General features: G+C 71.7%; 14 protein-coding genes and 1 pseudogene. 4 read left to right on the top strand and 11 right to left on the bottom strand.

Translation table 11 applies throughout. The features are described 5' to 3' along the window. Positions 1-6: 6 nt before the first annotated feature. Complete coding sequence (locus ACZ5CW_RS23595; protein ID WP_468604392.1) at positions 7-3,000, bottom strand: S8 family serine peptidase; 2,994 nt, start codon at positions 2,998-3,000, stop codon at positions 7-9. Between the two features lie 232 nt (positions 3,001-3,232). On the opposite strand from ACZ5CW_RS23595, the gene ACZ5CW_RS23590 reads away from it, so the two are divergent. Then, positions 3,233-4,216, top strand: coding sequence for a helix-turn-helix domain-containing protein (locus tag ACZ5CW_RS23590; RefSeq protein ID WP_468604390.1), 984 nt, complete (start codon positions 3,233-3,235; stop codon positions 4,214-4,216). Between the two features lie 40 nt (positions 4,217-4,256). Continuing rightward, positions 4,257-5,186 (top strand): AraC-like ligand-binding domain-containing protein, encoded by a 930-nt coding sequence (locus ACZ5CW_RS23585; protein ID WP_468604388.1) that lies wholly within the window; start codon positions 4,257-4,259, stop codon positions 5,184-5,186. Between the two features lie 42 nt (positions 5,187-5,228). On the opposite strand, the gene ACZ5CW_RS23580 is transcribed toward ACZ5CW_RS23585, so the two are convergent. From ACZ5CW_RS23580 to ACZ5CW_RS23545, 8 genes and pseudogenes are all read right to left on the bottom strand, one after another. Further along, positions 5,229-5,819 (bottom strand): flavoprotein, encoded by a 591-nt coding sequence (locus ACZ5CW_RS23580; RefSeq protein ID WP_468604386.1) that lies wholly within the window; start codon positions 5,817-5,819, stop codon positions 5,229-5,231. Positions 5,820-6,023: 204 nt separating this feature from the next. Further along, positions 6,024-6,776 carry a TetR/AcrR family transcriptional regulator gene (locus tag ACZ5CW_RS23575; RefSeq protein WP_468604384.1) on the bottom strand — a complete coding sequence of 251 codons (753 nt, stop codon included), beginning with the start codon at positions 6,774-6,776 and terminating at the stop codon, positions 6,024-6,026. Positions 6,777-7,188: 412 nt separating this feature from the next. Further along, the gene (locus tag ACZ5CW_RS23570) at positions 7,189-7,863 is read right to left on the bottom strand and encodes a TetR/AcrR family transcriptional regulator (RefSeq protein WP_468604382.1); all 675 of its coding nucleotides are present in this window, start codon (positions 7,861-7,863) and stop codon (positions 7,189-7,191) included. A gap of 133 nt (positions 7,864-7,996) precedes the next feature. Beyond that, positions 7,997-8,815 carry an SDR family NAD(P)-dependent oxidoreductase gene (locus tag ACZ5CW_RS23565; RefSeq protein ID WP_468604380.1) on the bottom strand — a complete coding sequence of 273 codons (819 nt, stop codon included), beginning with the start codon at positions 8,813-8,815 and terminating at the stop codon, positions 7,997-7,999. A 56-nt stretch (positions 8,816-8,871) separates the two neighbouring features. Beyond that, on the bottom strand, positions 8,872-9,624 hold the full coding sequence (locus ACZ5CW_RS23560) for an SDR family NAD(P)-dependent oxidoreductase (protein ID WP_468604378.1): 753 nt from the start codon (positions 9,622-9,624) through the stop codon (positions 8,872-8,874). A 43-nt stretch (positions 9,625-9,667) separates the two neighbouring features. Then, positions 9,668-10,714, bottom strand: coding sequence for an aldo/keto reductase (locus tag ACZ5CW_RS23555; protein WP_468604376.1), 1,047 nt, complete (start codon positions 10,712-10,714; stop codon positions 9,668-9,670). Between the two features lie 196 nt (positions 10,715-10,910). Continuing rightward, positions 10,911-11,534, bottom strand: a complete 624-nt coding sequence (locus ACZ5CW_RS23550) for a hypothetical protein (RefSeq protein WP_468604374.1) — start codon at positions 11,532-11,534, stop codon at positions 10,911-10,913. Positions 11,535-11,740: 206 nt separating this feature from the next. Beyond that, positions 11,741-12,096, bottom strand: a pseudogene (locus ACZ5CW_RS23545) (ATP-binding protein); the annotation flags it as partial. 83 nt (positions 12,097-12,179) lie between these two features. Between ACZ5CW_RS23545 and ACZ5CW_RS23540 the strand changes: the two are divergent. Continuing rightward, a complete protein-coding gene (locus ACZ5CW_RS23540; RefSeq protein WP_468604372.1) occupies positions 12,180-12,800 on the top strand; it encodes a TetR/AcrR family transcriptional regulator in 621 nt (206 codons plus the stop codon). 53 nt (positions 12,801-12,853) lie between these two features. Here the strand turns inward: ACZ5CW_RS23540 and ACZ5CW_RS23535 are convergent, their stop codons facing one another. Both ACZ5CW_RS23535 and ACZ5CW_RS23530 read right to left on the bottom strand, forming a co-directional pair. Further along, positions 12,854-14,359 carry an SDR family NAD(P)-dependent oxidoreductase gene (locus ACZ5CW_RS23535; protein ID WP_468604370.1) on the bottom strand — a complete coding sequence of 502 codons (1,506 nt, stop codon included), beginning with the start codon at positions 14,357-14,359 and terminating at the stop codon, positions 12,854-12,856. Then, positions 14,311-14,793, bottom strand: coding sequence for a hypothetical protein (locus tag ACZ5CW_RS23530; protein WP_468604368.1), 483 nt, complete (start codon positions 14,791-14,793; stop codon positions 14,311-14,313). The genes ACZ5CW_RS23535 and ACZ5CW_RS23530 overlap by 49 nt, the downstream gene beginning before the upstream one ends. Before the next feature lie 679 nt (positions 14,794-15,472). Here ACZ5CW_RS23530 and ACZ5CW_RS23525 point away from each other — a divergent pair. Then, positions 15,473-16,393, top strand: a complete 921-nt coding sequence (locus ACZ5CW_RS23525; protein ID WP_468604366.1) for an alpha/beta hydrolase — start codon at positions 15,473-15,475, stop codon at positions 16,391-16,393. The last annotated feature ends 61 nt before the right edge of the window (positions 16,394-16,454 follow it).

Genomic DNA, 16,454 nt, shown 5'->3' with positions numbered 1-16,454 from the left:
GGGGGGTCAGCCGCCGATGCCGACCAGCGTGCCGGTGCCGTCCTGGTACCCGACGTAGGCGGTGGCCGGAGCGGAGGTGTCCACGCCGGACCACGTGCCGGTGACCGGGAACGGGACGCCCGGCTTCGTCACGGGATGCGTGGGAGACACGCTGAACGTGCCCGTCCTGGGCGTGTCCGCACCCACCACGTTCGCCTGGAGTGTGAACTTGATGTCGGACGAGAACGGCGCCCCTTCGTACCAGGCCGACATGACGGTCACCGCGTACTTGCCCGGCTTCAGCGTCGTCAGGCTGACGTGCGCCCGGTGCTCGTACTCGCTCAGCTGCCCGGCCGCGTCGAGCGAACCGTCCTCCCGCAAGGGCGTGACCATCAGATACAGCTTGTCGTCGGGGCCGTCCCCGACGGCGAAGAACTCGCCGGCCCTGCTTCCCTCGGGCACCGTGAGGACGAAGTCCTGGGCGTTGCCCGTCTCCTGGGACACCTCACCGCGCACCGGGGCGCCCGCCACGGGGGCGTACGCGGTGAGCGTCAGCTTCTCGGTTCCCGGGGTCACGGAGTACGAGACGCTTCCCGCGCTCCCGCCGCCGGTGACGCGGCCGGGGGCCAGCAGGCTCTGCGGTGTCACCACGATCGGGCTGCGTACCGACACGTGCCCGCTGCCGGTCCAGGTCAGGGAGCCCGTGACGGGGACGTCGGAGACCGCGGTGGTGCGCGTCAGCTTGATGCCGACCTTCGCGGTCTGTCCGGCGCGGGTGAAGTGCAGCGTCGAGGGCTTCACCTCGGCTTGGAAACCGGGCAGGTCCACCGAGGCCCGGTACACACCCGGCCTGGCGGCGGTCAGCGTACGGGTGAGGGTCCGCGAACCGAGCAGCCGGTCCACGGAGAGGGACGGGTAGTTCAGATCGCTGGGCTCGATGGGCGCGACGCCGGTCCCCGTGTCGATCCCGAGGCCCTCCTCGTAGGCGAGCCAGTCGCGGTTCGACGAGTCGTACACCAGGCCGGGGTTGAGCATCGCGGCGGGGTCGACCACACCGGAACCCTGCGCGTACACGTCGGTGTTGGTGCCGCCCGACGCGGTCTTGGTGTCCACCGCGGTCGTCATCAGGGCCGACTTGACCGCCATCGGGGACCACGTGGGATGCACGCCGAAGTACAGGGCCGCGAGACCGGACACCTGCGGCGCGGCCATCGACGTTCCCGACATGAAGTCGAAGTCGTGCCCCTGGTTGCTGGGCGGCGCGACGGCGGCGAGCACGGCCACACCCGGTGCGGCGAGGTCCGGCTTGATCAGTGCGCCCTTGTTGTCGTCCGAGGGTCCCCTGGAGGAGAACGGGGCGATCTGCGGGTAGGGCGTCCCGGTGGAACCTCCCGGCTCCAGTGAGACGGTGGCGCCCGGCGCCGCCGCGTACGCGCGGACCGTCGTGGCCGCCGGTCCGTTCAGGTGCACGGTCGGCACCAGGTGGATGTCGCCGTCCGTGTCCTGGTCGCTGGTGTTCACCAGGACCATGCCGACGCCCCCGGCCCGAGCCACCTCGGCCGACTTGCTCACCCGGGTGGTGACCCCCCGGTCGCACACCACGACCTTCCCGGCCGTCTTCACCGGGTCGAGCGTCCCGTCCTGGCACAGCTTCGCCGCGCTCTCCGTCGCCGAGGCGGCCCGCACGTCGGTGGACAACACCAGTGGCTTCGGTCCGAGTTCCGCGTCCACGGTGACGCTGGCCCCGACGAACGTCCGGCCGTCGCCCAGCTTCACCGTGGCCTCCGGGGTCGCCATGGTGCTGGCCGCGACGGTGGTGGTCCACGGGGCGGTGTTGTCTATCCACGACCTCGACGGGCCGTTGTTGCCCGCGGACGACGACACGAACACCCCGGCTTGTGCCGCCGCCCGGAAGGCCTGCTGCACGGGTGAGTCGAGCGGGGATTCCAGGAGCGCCCCCGCGGAGTAGTTGATCACGTCGACGCCGTCCGCCACCGCCTGGTTGATCGCCGCGACGATGTCGGAGTCGGCGCCGCCCTTGTCCTTCCAGAGCGCCTTGTACACGGCGACCGCGGCGCCCGGTGCCACTCCGGAGATCTTGCCGAAGTCCTTTCCTCCCACGGTCACCTGGACGTCCGCGTTGCCCGCGGCGGTGGACGCGGTGTGGGTGCCGTGACCCTCGCCGTCCCGCGGTGACACGTAGTCGTCCCGCTCCTCCGGGGGAGTTTCGGCGAGATAGGCGTCGCCGAAGTACCGCGCGCCGACGAGTTTGGTGTTGCAGGCGGCGGCGGTGAACTCCTCACCGGTCTGGCAGGTGCCGGTGAAGGTGCTTCCGTCGGCCTTCTTCATCCTGATGACGTCGCCCTTGCGGTACGGGCGGTACGGGTCCTTGGCCGTGGGGGGCGCGCTGCCCAGCGCGGGGGCGGCGAACGACGCGCTCTCGGGCCAGATGCCGGTGTCGATGACGCCGACGACCACGCCCTTGCCGGACTTCGCGGTGCCGCCGAGTGCCGACCACACCCCGTGCGGCCCCGACAGCCCCATGAGGTCGGTCGCCCGGGAGTCGTCCGTCGCCTTGTTCCATCCGTCCGGGCTGACCTTGAGGACGCCCGGCCGCACGCTCAGGTGTGCGGCCTGAGTGGCCGTCAGGTTCGCGGTGAAGCCGTTGGTGACCACCGTGTAGCGCCCCCGGACCTTGGCGCCGACGGAGGCGGCGGCCTTGGTCTGCCGCTCCTTCAGGTAGTCCCGGTAGCGGTGTGCGGCGGTGCTGGAGGTGTCGACCCTGGCGCCCGGCGACGGCGCGGTGGCGGCGAGGCCGTCCACGCCGCCCTTGTAGAGGGCGACGGGCGCGTCCGCGAGGGTGACGATGTAGCGGCCGGCCGGGAGGTGCCCGGTCAGCGGGACGGGGGTGAGCGGATCGCCGGCGGCCTGGGCGGGTGCGCCGGTACAGACAGCGGCCAGGGAGACGGCGAGAGCCGCCGCGCCCCAGGCGAGTTTCTTTCTTCGGAGCGTGAAACTCACACGTTCCTCCACGGGAGTGGGCCGAGCCGGAGGGTGTCTCCAGCACCTTCGGGGTGGCGCTGCGCGTGCGGGGGAAGAGGCGACGACGGTCGGAACACGGCGACCGAGTGTCGCGGCGAGGAAAGTGAACGCTGTACCTCTGACAGGTGTCCAGATACTCTGATGGCGGGTTTGGACGGATGACCAACCGCGCCACGGATGTCACACGCCGATCCGACGGAGGTACGCATACGTGCTCACGGCCCTGGGCATAGCCGAGTCCGACGAACGGGTGTACCGGTGTTTCCTGGACCGCGGTCAGGTGACCGTCGCGGACGTCGCCGCGTCGCTGGGGGCGCCGGAGCACCAGGTCCTGCGGTCCGTCGACCGGCTGCGGGAACTCGGGCTCCTCCACGTCACCGGCCAGGGCCATCACCAGGCGACGAACCCCCAGTCCGCTTTGCCGCCCCTGCTGGCCAGGCGGCAGTTCGAGGTGGAGACCGCGCTGGCCTCGGCACGGACGGAGATCGACCGGATCGCCGAGCGCTACCGGGAGGGGCGGCTGCGCTCCGATCCGCGCAACCTGGTGGAGGTCCTGTCGGACCGCGAGCTGATCCTGGAACGGGTCGAGGAACTGAGCAACTCCACGACCAGCCACATGTGGGCCCTCGACCGGCCGCCCTACGTGGGCCGCCCCGACGGCCTGCACCACAGCAACGAGGACGAGTTCGCCATCACGGCGACCTGGCTCGGACAGGGCATCGACGTGCGCTCGATCTACTGCCCGCAGTCCATGGAGCGCCCCGGACGGTTCGCCACCCTGCTCAGACTCGCCGAACTGGGCGAGCGGTCCAGGCTGCTGCCGTCCCTGCCGTTCAAACTGCACATCATCGACAAGCGGGTGGCCCTGGTCCCGCTGTCCGGCCCGGTCTACGACGACCTCGTCGTCATCCATCCGTCCGCCATGCTCGACGCTCTGATGGAGCTGTACGAGGCCTACTGGGACCGCGCCGAACCGATCTCCGGCGCGGCGCCCGCCGAGGACGACACCTTCGACCCGGACGACCTGCTGCTCCTCGGCATGCTCAAGGCCGGGCTGAAGGACCAGGCCATCGCACGCCAGTTGGGGTGCAGCACCCGGACCGCCACCCGGCGCGTCGCCGCCGTCCTGGCCAAGCTGGGCGCCGACACCCGTTTCCAGGCCGGCGTCCGGGCCGCCGCCCGCGGACTGATCTGACCGGACCATGAACCCCTGCTCACGTTCTCGTCCGCGCACCGTGTGGTCCAGCGCGGACGTCGCCGCGTCCGACGCGTTCGCCTACTGGGCCGACGTGGTCTGTGACGCGTTCGTCAAAGTGGCGGCGCGTCCCGGGCGGGACGGGGCCTTCGCGGGGCGGATCGAGTACTCCGTCCTGGACGGGATCGGCTTCGCCGAGCTGACCGCAGGCCCCCAGCGGGTGGTCCGAACGCGACGGCTGATCGGACGCGACCACGAGGACGTGCTCCTCGCCAACGTCCAGCTGCGCGGCCGGGCCAGGCTGGAGCAGAACGGGCGGGTGGCCCTGCTCGCGCCGGGGACGATGGCCTTCGTCGACAGCACCTGCCCCTACGCGCTGGACTTCGAGGAGGACTTCTCCCAGCTGGTGGTGAAGGTGCCCAGGTCCCGGCTGCCGCAAGGCTCGCTCGCCGGGGCGGCCGGCGTGGAGCTGGACGCCTCGGGACCCGGCCGGGTCGTCGTGGACTTCCTCGTCGGTCTCAACCGCGTGCAGGGTCAGGATGCGAGGGCGGCGGCCGCACTGCTGCCGCACGCCGTCGACCTGCTGGGCACCGGTCTGGCCTGGGCGGCGGGCAGCACGCCGCCGAAGGCGCCGGCCACGGCGCTGACCCGGGAACGGATCCACCGGTTCGTACGGCAGCACGCCACGGATCCCCGCCTCGACGCCACCGCGGTGGCCGCGGGCTGCGGAATCTCCCGGCGCACGATGTACCGCGCCCTGGCCGCGGACGGTGAATCGCTCACGGCGCTGATCCGCCGGCTGCGGGTGTCGCACGCCCAGCGGCTGGTGCTGGCGCGCCCCGAACGCCCTCTCGCCGCCGTGGCCCGCGCGTGCGGGTTCGGCTGCGAGGCGCAGCTGTACCGGGCGTTCCGGGCCGTCACGGGCATGACGCCCGGCGCCTACCGTTCCCGGCGGCCGGACGCGCGGTGACGGTCCGGCGAGGTGCCGCCGCACGGGATGCGGTGGGGGCCCTCAGCCGTCCTCGGGCCCCCGCCCGGCCATGAATTCCCGGACGATCTCGATGAACTGAGGGGGCGCCGGCGGCATGGGAGCCTTGACGAGCTGCTTGAGGCCGACGTCGTAGCGCTGTCCCCACTGCGGGTCGACGACGTGGTGGCCGTCCCGGCGGAGCTGGTCGACATTGCGCTGGACGGCGGGCTTCAGCCACATCTCGCCGGTCATCACCGGGAAGAACACCACGGGGAACTCGGCGGCGGCGATCGTCGCGGTCAGCATGTTCGGCACGGCGCCCATGGCGGTGGCGGCGAGCATGTTGGCGGTGGCCGGCAGGACGGCCATCATGTCGTGTTCGGCCGCCAGGGTCGCCTGGTTCTCCCCGGCCCAGTCGTCGGGCGTGGTGCCCGTGACCACCCGGTCCGCGAACAGGCCGACGGTGTGCGGCGGGAGGAACGTGGACGCGGTGTGCGTCATCAGGACGGTGATGGTCCCGGTGAACGTGGCGCGCAACGCGTTGATGTACATCGGAAGCGTGGCGACCGCGGCGGAGCCGGTGGCGCCGATGAGCAGTCGGCCGCCGAAGGCGGACGAGTCGTTGCTGGTCATGTCTTCACGGTGACCCGCCCCGCCGGCGGAGGTGTGGCCAGGTGTGCCGGCGCGGCTGACGATCCGTGCCGCGTGTGACGATCCGTGCCGGGTGTACGGACGCGGGCTGCGGGCACACCGGCGGCCGGGTGTACGGACGCGGGCCGCGAGCGCACCGGCGGCCGCGGAGGCGCATACCCGTGCGGGTGCGGAACACGTACGGCGTCAGCCGTCGCCGTCGGCGCCGTCGGCCAGCCGATTGAGCCATTCCCGCAGCAGAGACCGCTCGGCCGGGCTGAGCGCCGCCGTGTCGTCCTGGTCGAGGGCGGCGAGCAGTGCCATGGCGCTGCTCGCCGTGGTGCCGCCGGGGGCGGGGCCGGTGCCGCCGGTCCCGTCCTGGGGCGGGAGCGTGAGGGTGTCGATGACCATCTCGCGTGCGGCGTGGGCGGTTCGCAGGTCGCGCGCGTCCTCGGGGAGGCTGGTGAGGGTGAGGATCGTGCCCACCCCGGCGGAGTGCATGACCCCGGTGGCGCGTTCGACGCTCATCCGCAGGCGTCCGGCGGCGGCGACACGGGTGATCATGTGCCGCAGGTCGGCGGCGGCCCGGCGTCCGGCCTGCGGCATGTGGCCGGGGCGGACCTGGCCGTAGACGAGCGAGTAGTACGCCGGGTGCTCGAGTCCGAAGCGGATGTGCAGGTCCCACGCGTCGCGCAGCGCCTGGACCGGATCGTCGCCGGTGAGCAGGTCGGCCTTCACCTGGAGGTAGCGCCGGAAACCGTGCTCGGCGACCTCCTCGAGCAGCCCGTCCTTGTCCCCGAAGATCCGGAAGATCGACGGTGTCGGCACGCCGGCCCGGGCGGCGACGGCGCGGGTCGAGACCGCCTCCAGGCCCCCCTCCTCCAGCAGCCCGGCCGCGGCCAGGACGATCCTCTGCCGCAGTGTCGGGACTGCCTGTTCCGGTGCCGTCTCCGTAGTCACGAATCGACGATATCAGCCTCGTGGATCATCGATCCGAGCGGTGACACCTGAAACGGACCAAGGTCACACCTACTATCATCTGTGAAACATGTGTTTGCGTGTGTGTTCAAGGCAGTGACTTCAGGTTTGTTCCGGGGAGACACACGCCCGGCCCGAGGACAGCCGCTACGCGGTCCTGGTCGACCGGGCCTGGAACGACTTCTGGCGGGCGCAGGGCCTGGGCGGGGACCGCGGGCTCGAGGGGGACGGCTTCCACGTCATCAAGGCGTTCGACATCGTCTTCGACTTCCCCGTGACGGAACTCGGAGAGCACGCCCTGGTCCGAGCGGGTCCACGAGATCGCCCGGACCATCGGCCTGCCGGGCTAGGGCCTGTCGTCACGCCTGGGCCGCCGACGGACGCACGGGCGTCGTCACCCCAGACTCAGCAGCCCGGTGACGGCGACGTGCAGGGTGCGGCCCAGCCGCTCGGCGAAGTCGACCTTGGTGTCGGCGAGTTCGGGGTCCAGCTGGGCCTCGGCGACAGCCGGTGAGGGGTGGGCGAAGGGCCAGAGCCCGGCCGTGCACACGACGGTCAGGGAGACCAGTTCGCGGGCGGCGGCCGGGGTCAGCGCGGGGATGTGCCGCCGCAGCAGATCCGCCAGCGTGCCCAGCAGCCGGACGTGGGCCAGCTTGAAATCGCGCGCGGACTCGGCGGAGATGTTCCGTTCGAGTTCGGATCCCAGGGAGCCGAGCAGTTCGCACAACAGGGTCCGGCGGGCCAGGGACCGGGCCAGGGCGTCCGTCACGGCCCGCGGCGACGCCGGTGCGGCCGCCTCGGCGGGCGCGAGGTCGGCGGGCAGCTCCTCGACCCACTGGGCGAGGTTCCGGTTGAGCAATTCGAAGAAGACCGCTTCCCTCGTCTCGAAGTAGCGCACCACGTTGGTCTTCGACAGTCCGACCCGCCGGCTGAGTTCCCGCAGGCTGATGTCGCTGACGGGCATCTCCGTCAGGAGGTGTGTCGCGGCTTCGAGGATGGCCTGCTTGCGGACCTCGCGTTGCTCGGCGCTGCGCGCGCGCTGGAAATCCGTCGGCCGGTCGTCTGTCATCGTCGCTTCCCCAGGGAACTTTCTCGCGGTCCGAGTCCGGAGCCGCCTGCGGTAACCCTAAGCCCCGCCGGTGCCGTCCCTCGGGACAGCACCGACGAGGTCCGGACCCGTGCGCCGGGTCCGGTGACGCGGGTCATACGGACTCGCTCACGTGACGCCACTTGGCGTCCCCGGCGGCAAGGGTCTCGGCCACGAACCGGCCGACCCGGACGGCGTCCTTGCCGAGCAGCAGGCGCAGCGGCGGCTCCTCCGCCTCCGTGATGTCCAGGAGGATCCGTGCGATGCGCGCGGGGTCGCCCGTCTGGTTGCCGTCCGACGCCCGCTGACGGGCGATGGCAGGTTCGATGACCGTCTTGTAAGGGTCACTGACCGGCGGGGTGGTCATGGAGGAGCCGGCCCAGTCGGTGCGCATGGCGCCCGGTTCGGCGACAGTGATCTTGATGCCGAGGTGGGCCACTTCCTTGGCCAGGACCTCGGAGAAGCCGCCGACCGCCCACTTGGCCGCCTGGTAGGCGCCCAGACCGGGGCCACCCACGCGTCCGCCGACGGAGGAGATCTGGATGATGTGGCCGGCGCCCTGCTCGCGCAGAACGGGAAGGGCGGCGCGGGTGACGTTGACGACGCCGTAGAGGTTGGCGTCGATCTGGTCGCGGAACGCCTGGTCGGTCATGTCCTCGATGGCGGCCATGTCGGCGTAGCCGGCGTTGTTCACGACGACGTCCAGGCGGCCGAACGTGTCCACGGCGGCCTGCACGGCCCGTCGCGAGGCCTCGGCGTCGGTCACGTCCAGGGTGACCAGCCGGACCCGGTCGCCGTACTTCTCTGCGAGGTCGTTCAGGGGCTCGGTGCGCCGGGCGGTGGCGACCAGGTTGTTGCCGTCCTCCAGGACGGCCTCGGCGATGGCGCGGCCCAGTCCGCGGGAGCTTCCGGTGATCAGCCAGGTCTTGGTCATGGTGTCGCCTCTGTCTCTGTTCTCGAAAGGGACGTGGAAGGAAGGGAACGTGGGGTTCAGATGAGGAAGCCGCCGTCGACGGCGAGGTGGGCGCCGGTGACGTAGGAGGCCTCGTCGGAGAGCAGGAAGGCGACGGCCTTCGCCACCTCCGTGCCGGTGCCGAGCCGGCCGGCCGGAATGCGCTCGGCGATCTTCGCGACCTCGTCGGGGTTGCCCTGCTGGCGGGGCACCGGGATGACGCCGGGCTGGAGTTCGTTGATGCGGACGCCGTGCCGGGACCACTCCGCGGCGGCTGTGCGGGTCAGTCCGCGCAGGCCGTGCTTGCTCGCGCTGTAGGCGGCGCGGGCGGGCAGTCCCCGGTCGGCGAAGACGCTGGAGATGTTGACGACGGCGCCGCCGCCGGCCTCCCGGATCGCCGGTATCTGGTACTTCATCCCGTAGAAGACGCCGGAGAGGTTGATCCCGACGGTCTTGTTCCACTCCTCCTCGGGGAGTTCGGGCACCTCGTGGAAGGCGCCGGAGGTGCCCGCGTTGTTCACGGCCAGGTGCAGGGCGCCGAAGTGGCGGACGGTCTCGGCGACGGCGTGCTCGACCGCGCGCGGGTCGCTCACGTCGGCGGGCAGGACGAGGGCCTTGCCGCCGGCCGCGCCGATCTCGTCGGCGAGCTGGTGCAACGGTGCCTCCTGACGGCTCACCAGGGCCAGGTTCGCCCCGCGTGCGGCGAGCAGCCGGGCGATGTCGGAACCGATGCCGCTGCCGGCGCCCGTCACGAAGGCCGTCTTGCCGGCGAACTGGTCGTCGTAGTTCATGAGAAGTGCTCCTTTTCCGGATGGTTCGAAGGGTGTCGGTGCCTCAGGCCCCGGCGTCGTCCGGAAGTGTGTTGAGGGCTCCGTACCGGCCGCCCCTGACCCCGGCGGGGTCGAACAGGGCGCCGAGGTGGGCCACGTCGTCGGCACTGAGCCGGACCGAGGTCGCCGCGAAGTTCTCGCGGACGTAGGTCATGCGCTTGGCGCCGGGGATCGGCACGATGTCGTGCGGCTGGGCCAGCAGCCAGGCGAGGGCGATCTGGCCGGGGGTGTGCCCCGTGCTCGCGGCGAACTCCTCCAGCGCGTCGACGAGTCGCCGGTTGTGCTCGAAGTTGTCGCCCTGGAACTTGGGCAGGGTGGACCGGAAGTCGTCGTGGCCGAACTCGGAGCCCCGGTGGAAGGCGCCGGTGAGCATGCCGCGTCCCAGCGGGCTGTACGGCACCAGCGTGATGCCCAGACGGCGGCACTCCGGCAGCACCTCGGCCTCGACGCCGCGTTCCCACAGCGAGTACTCGCTCTGCAGGGCGGAGACGGGGTGGACCGCGTGGGCCCGTCGCAGGATCTCCGGGGTGACCTCGCTCAGGCCGATCGCCCGGACCTTGCCCTCGGCGACCAGTTCGGCCAGGGCACCCACGGTGTCCTCGACGGGGACGGCCGGATCCAGCCGGTGGTAGTAGTACAGGTCGATCCGGTCCGTGCCGAGTCGCTTCAGGCTGGCCTCGCAGGCGGCCTTCACGTACGCGGGGCGGCCGTCGAAGGAGCTGCGGCCCCCGGACGTGGGGCGCGCGGAGAACTTGGTCGCCACGACCGCCCGGTCCCGGCGCCCCCGCAGGGCGCGTCCCAGCAGTTCCTCGTTGTGGCCGAAGCCGGCCACCGGCCGGCCCGGGGTGGCGCTGCTCGCCCCGTAGTAGTCCGAGGTGTCGAACAGTTCCACGCCCAGCTCGATCGCGTCCCGGACGGTGGCGACCGAGGTGTCGGGGTCCGCCGCGCCGTAGAACTGCGACATCCCCATCAGTCCCAGGCCGACGGGCCGCACCGCGATACCGGAACCGCCCAGCGGCGTACGGGCCACGTGTGCGGTGTCTTCGTTCATGGCCGGGACCGCCTTCTCTCTCGGAGTCTGACCAGCGACCCCGCTTAAGAGGCCACTGGAACCTTATGCACTCCACCATAAAGGTCCACTGGCCTCTTGTCGAATCCCGGGGCTCGCGGTGAGGAGCGTCTCGCCGCGGGAGGGGTGCCGCCGACGTCGTCCACCTGCCGGTGGAGGTGCCTCGGGGCGCCGGCCGTCAGCGGCCGGCCGGTCCGGTGGCGGCCACCCACCGCCGCACGCTCGCGACCAGGGAACGGCTCCTCGTGAGCGCGGCGTCGAGGCCCCGCTCGGAGCCGGTGCCGGCCTCCTGGTGCAGCACGACGCCCAGGACGAGCCGCTCGTGTCCGTCGCGGTCCGGGGCGGTGGCCGAGCCCATCAGATTGCCGCCGGCCGGGCTGCTGGAGCCGGTCTTGACGCCGATCACGCCGTGCTCGCCGAGCAGGGTGTTGGTGTCGTGGACCGTGCCGTGGACTCCTGGGCGGCCCGCGCCTCCACGGTGATACGGGCACCGCTCCCGCCGGGAGGGATCGGATGGTCGCGCAGGATGAGATACGCGGTCATCACCTTGGTCACGCTGGCGAGCGGCGGGCTTCTGCGCGCCCCGGGAGCCGAGTTCGCCCCGGGCGCCCAGGCCCTCCACGTGGACGCGGGTCTGCACCTCCGCCGGCCAGGGCAGGGACTTCGCCGACACCGGGCCTACCGGGCCGTCACCGCCGGGGCGCAGGGCGGCGGCGAGCACGACCAGGGTGGTCAGCGCGACGGCACCGGCGCCCCCTGAGACGGCCGGGCGCGAGCGGAGCGCGCGGCGGAGCCGGGACATGTGCGGCGGGAACGTCCGGGCGCGGCTCGGACTCGCCGGGAACGGTGACCGGGCACATGGGAACGCACCTCCTGCGGGCAGGTGCGTGACGCTCACACACCTCGATCACCTTGCGGGGAGGGCGTGTCCGGGAGGCCGTGGCCGGCTCTCCGGCACCGCTCGACTGTGCATCCGCCGTGTATCGGGGCCCAGGAGTGGAGGTGTGTTCAGGGCGCGGCGGGCAGCCGGAGCACGGCCACCGCCCCGCCGTCGGGGGCGTTGGCGAGGTCCAGCCGGGCGCCGATCACCCGTGCCTGGCCCAGCACGATGGCCAGCCCAGGCCGTGACCGAGTCCGCGTTCGGCCGCCCCGGTACGGAACCGCTGCGGCCCGTGGGCCAGCAGGTGGGCGGGGAACCCGGGGCCGTGGTCGCGTACGGTGACCGTCGTGCCCGTCACCTCGACCTCGACGGGCGCGCGGCCGTGCCGGTGGGCGTTGGTGACCAGATCGACGACGATCCTGTCCAGGCGGCGCGGATCGGTGTCGGCCCGCGGCCCCCCGTGCGCGGTGAACCGCGTCTGCAGCGACGGGCAGCCGGCCTCGGCGAACGGCGGCGTACTGCGGCCACGTCTCGGACAGGCCGCCGGCCCCACGTATGCTCCGCTGCATGAGTGCTGTACAGCCTGCCCGCAAGCGTGACGGTGCCGCGACGCGCGAGGCGATTCTCGCCGCGGCGGTGGTGGAGTTCACGGAGCACGGGTACGCCAGGGCCGGGGTCCGGCAGATCGCTGAGCGGGCGGGTGTGACAGCGATGATGATCAACCGTTACTTCGGGTCGAAGGAAGGCCTGTTCGCCCAGGCGGTGGACCGGGCTTTCGGGCCGCCGACGGTGGTCGGTGACGAGCGTGGCGGCCTGTCGCGTGCGATCGCGCACACGCTCGCCGAGCGGACCGCGCCCGGCGCCGAGCGTCTCGATCCGTTCCTGCTGATGCTCCGTTCGGTGCAGGATCCCGAGGCGACGGATGCCCTTCGCCGTGGCATCGAGGCGCACGTGGGTGCTCGTCTGGCGGGGTTGCTGGCTGGTCCCGAGCCGGAGGTGCGGGCCCAGCTCGGGCTGGCTCTGGTCGCCGGGACGTGGTTGCTGCGTACCGTGGTGGGCACGTCCGCCCTCGCCGAGGCCGACAACGACGACCTCGCGGATCTCCTGGCGGGCATGCTCGGGCCGGTCACCGGGGAGGCCGGTGACGGGACTGCGCCTGTCAACGGCGCCGAGGACGCCATCGGGTAACCGACGGCGAAGGCTCGTACGGCGGGAAGGGCAGCGGTCTGCCCGTGTCGCGTTCAGAAGGCGGAGCGGATGAGTCCACCGTCGACGCGGATGGTGGCGCCGCTGACGTACTGGGCGTAGTCGCTGCACAGGTACGCCACCGCTGCCGCGATCTCGTCCGGCTCGCCGAAGCGCTCCTGGTCGTTGGGGATCAGAGCGTTGACGGCGTTGGGCCGGATCTCCTCCCAGGTGTCACCCCATCCACGGGCGGGGCCGATCGCGGTGACGAGTTCCTTGGTGGCCTCGACGAGGATGGCTCCGGGCGAGACCACGTTCGAGGTGACGCCAGTGCCCTTGAGTTCGCGGGCCAGCGACACGGCGAGGTTGTGCCGGGCCGCCAGGGTGGCGTTGTACTGAGGATGTGTGTTCATCGGCTGAGAGGCGAGACCGCCGCCGATGGTGATGACCCGGCCCCAGCCGCGCTCACGCATCGCCGGGACCAGGTGCTGGATCATCCGCACACCTGAGACCACGTTGGCGTTGTAGGTGTCACGCCATTCGTCGGGGGTCGCTTCCGCCCACGACAGATGGCGGTAGAAGCCGGCGTTGTTGACGAGGATGTCGACGGGGCCGTCCGCGGTGGCCGCCCGGGAGACCTCAGCGGCGGTCGCGTCGTCGGCGAGGTCGCCCAGCACCGTAGTGGCGCTTCCGCCGGCCTCGCGGATCTCCTTCGCGACCTTCTCCGTGCGCGCCTTGTCCCGGCCGTGGACCACGATCGCGGCACCCTCGGCCGCCAGGAGCTTCGCGGTGGCCTCGCCGAGCCCGAGACTCGACCCCGTGACGAGCGCGCGCCTTCCGACCAGATTCAGGTTCATGTCCTGTTTTCCTCTCGTGGACTCCCCGCGCCGTGACGACCGGTGGAGTGTGTGCCATGCCGCTAAGTATACACCTGTAGACTTCTTGGGTGAGCGGGCGACGTCTCCCCGACCACGGTGCCGGGGATCGCGCGGGCGGGGCCGGGAGACGGCGAGCCCGGCCGCGGGACACCTGGTCGGCTGCATCACGTGTCCGGTGCGTCGGTTCACCGAGCGAACGGTTCCGCCGTCCACGCGCAAAGTCGCGCCGCTGACGTAGTCGGCGAGGGGGCTCGCGAGATAGACGACCGCCGCGGCGATCTCTTCGGGGCGTCCGAACCGGTTGGTGTCGTTGGGCACCCAGCTCTCCGCGGCCGCGCGTTCGATCTCCTCCCACGTGTCGCCCCGGCCATGGGCGGGAGCGATCTGCCACAACAGGTCCCGGACCGTGTCCGTCAGGATCGCCCCAGGCGCCACCGTGTTGGAGGTGATACCGCTCCCCTTCAACTCACGCGCCAGGGACACGGCGAGGTTGTGGCGGGCGGCGAGCGAGGCGTTGTAGTGGGGCTGCACCGGCATGGGCTGGACGGCCAGGCCGCCGCCGATCTGGATGACCCGGCCCCAGCCGCTCTCCCGCATGCCCGGAACGAGACTGTGGATCATCCGCACACCCGAGATCACATTGGCCTGATACGTCTGCGCCCAGATCTCGGGCGTGGCATCCATCCAGCCGACCTGGTCGTATGCCCGGCGTTGTTGACCAGGATGTCGACCGTGCCGCCGGAGAGCGCCTCGGCCGCGACAGCCTCGGCTCCCTTCGCCGTGCTCAGGTCGCCGACCGCCACGTCCGCTTGGCCGCCCCCGGCGCGGATGCGGCCGGCGGTGCCCTGGGCATGCACGGCGTCACCGAAGCCCACTCCGCCGTCCACCACGAGGGGAAGCGCGGAGCGCCGGCGAATCGCAGCCGCCGCCTGGGCGAGTTCCGTGACCGACAACAGCGCCTCGGAGACCGCGAGCGACAGGCCGAGGCCTCCGCCTCCGAGGTATCCGCCGTCGAATCCCATCTGCTCGCACAGGCGTGCCGTGAGCGCGTCCGGGCAGTGCGGGACCATCAGGGGTCCCCCGGTCTCCACACGCTGCCTGAACGCTGCGCGCGCCAAGTTGTCCACTTCTCTCTCACATTCCTCGCCTGCTGCGGTCCGCTCGGCCGATGTCGGCGCATGTGTGAAGGGGCCGCGACATGAACAGTTGTCGGATACAGAGCCTGCCGCCGTGGGCTACGAGACCTGTTCGGCAGCCTCGCGTGTCCCGGGCCTGTCCCGCCGGTCGGGCCCGAAGGAAAGACGCTCACCGCCCGCGGGGGCGGCGCCGGTGCAGCGCCGAGCGCCGCCGGGCGCGGACGCAGCGGTGTCGCTCGCTCATCCGTCTCCTCCTGATCGACATCCGACCCACTATGTATACATCGGTAGACTTGTCTCGTCGATGTGGCTGCACTGACCGGACGGGAGCGGGAAGCGCGCGTCCAGGCGACGCTGCACGGGCTGTGGGAGACCGTTCAGGCCGTGACGCCGGTAGGGGAGAGGGCGTCGATCGTCCAGCTCTCCTCGGCTGTCAACTCCACGTCCTGGACGTCGAGGTTCGCCCGGAGGTGCCCGATGCCGGTGCTCGCCGGGAGCCGGGAGCGCTGTGGGGCGGGTGTGAGGGGGCAGGTTCTTTCCCAGGCAGAAACCTGTCTCTCCCGCCGGCGGGCGGGAGGGCGGATGGTGGATGTGTGCCCGGCGGAACGGCCGGGGACGGGACAGCATCACCACCACCGCTCTTTGCTCAAGGAGAGTTCTCATGGCCAGGACCCGTGTCGGTTTCGACAGCGCCGGTATCGAGATCGCCGCCCACCTCTACACCCCCGACACCCCGGCCGACGGCCCGCGCCCGGCGCTGGTGGTCGGTCACCCGGGCACCGGTGTGAAGGAGCAGACCTCGGGCACGTACGCGCAACTGATGGCCGAGCGCGGCTTCGTCACCCTCGCCTTCGACGCCGCCTACCAGGGCGAGTCCGGCGGCCTGCCCCGGGGCCTGGAGGACCCCGCCCAGCGGATCGAGGACTTCAAGGCCGCCGTCTCCTACCTCACCACCCGCGCCGAGGTCGACGCCGACCGCATCGGCCTGCTGGGCATCTGCGCCTCCGGCGGCTACTCGCTGGCCGCCACCGGCGGCGACCACCGCGTCAAGGCCGTGGCCACCGTGTGCACCGCCGAGCCGGCCCGCCAGTTCCGCTACGGCGCCGACGGCTCCCAGGACCCGGCCGTCTTCCAGACCCTGCTGGACGCAGCCGCCCAGGCCCGCACCGCCGCGGCCCGCGGCGAGGACCCCGGCGTGATGACCATGTTCCCCGACACCGCCGAACAGGCCGGCGCGCTCGGCGGCGAGCACGGCGTCGAGGGCTGGGAGTACTACTGCGGCCCCCGCGGCCACCACGAGCGTTCCGCGAAGTTCCTGGCCTGGGAGAGCATCGACAAGATGGCCTCCAGCGACGTCTTCCGCGCCGTGCCCCTCATCGGGCCCCGCCCCATCCTGCAGATCATCGGTGAGCGCGCCGTCACCGCTTGGATGGCCGTCGAGGCCCATCAGGCCGCCACCGGCCCCAAGGAACTCCACCGCATCCCCGGCGCCAGCCACGTCGACCTCTACGACAAGCGCGAGTACATCGACCCGGCCGTCGACAAGCTCACCGACTACTTCACCGCCAACCTCGCCAAGTGACCGGCGGCACCTCACACACCCCGACACACATGTGCATGAGGACGCGAGCATGTCGCCGTAG

It is taken from the genome of Streptomyces sp. NPDC031379, from assembly GCF_055569615.1.
This window is presented reverse-complemented; position numbering and strand designations above follow the sequence as displayed.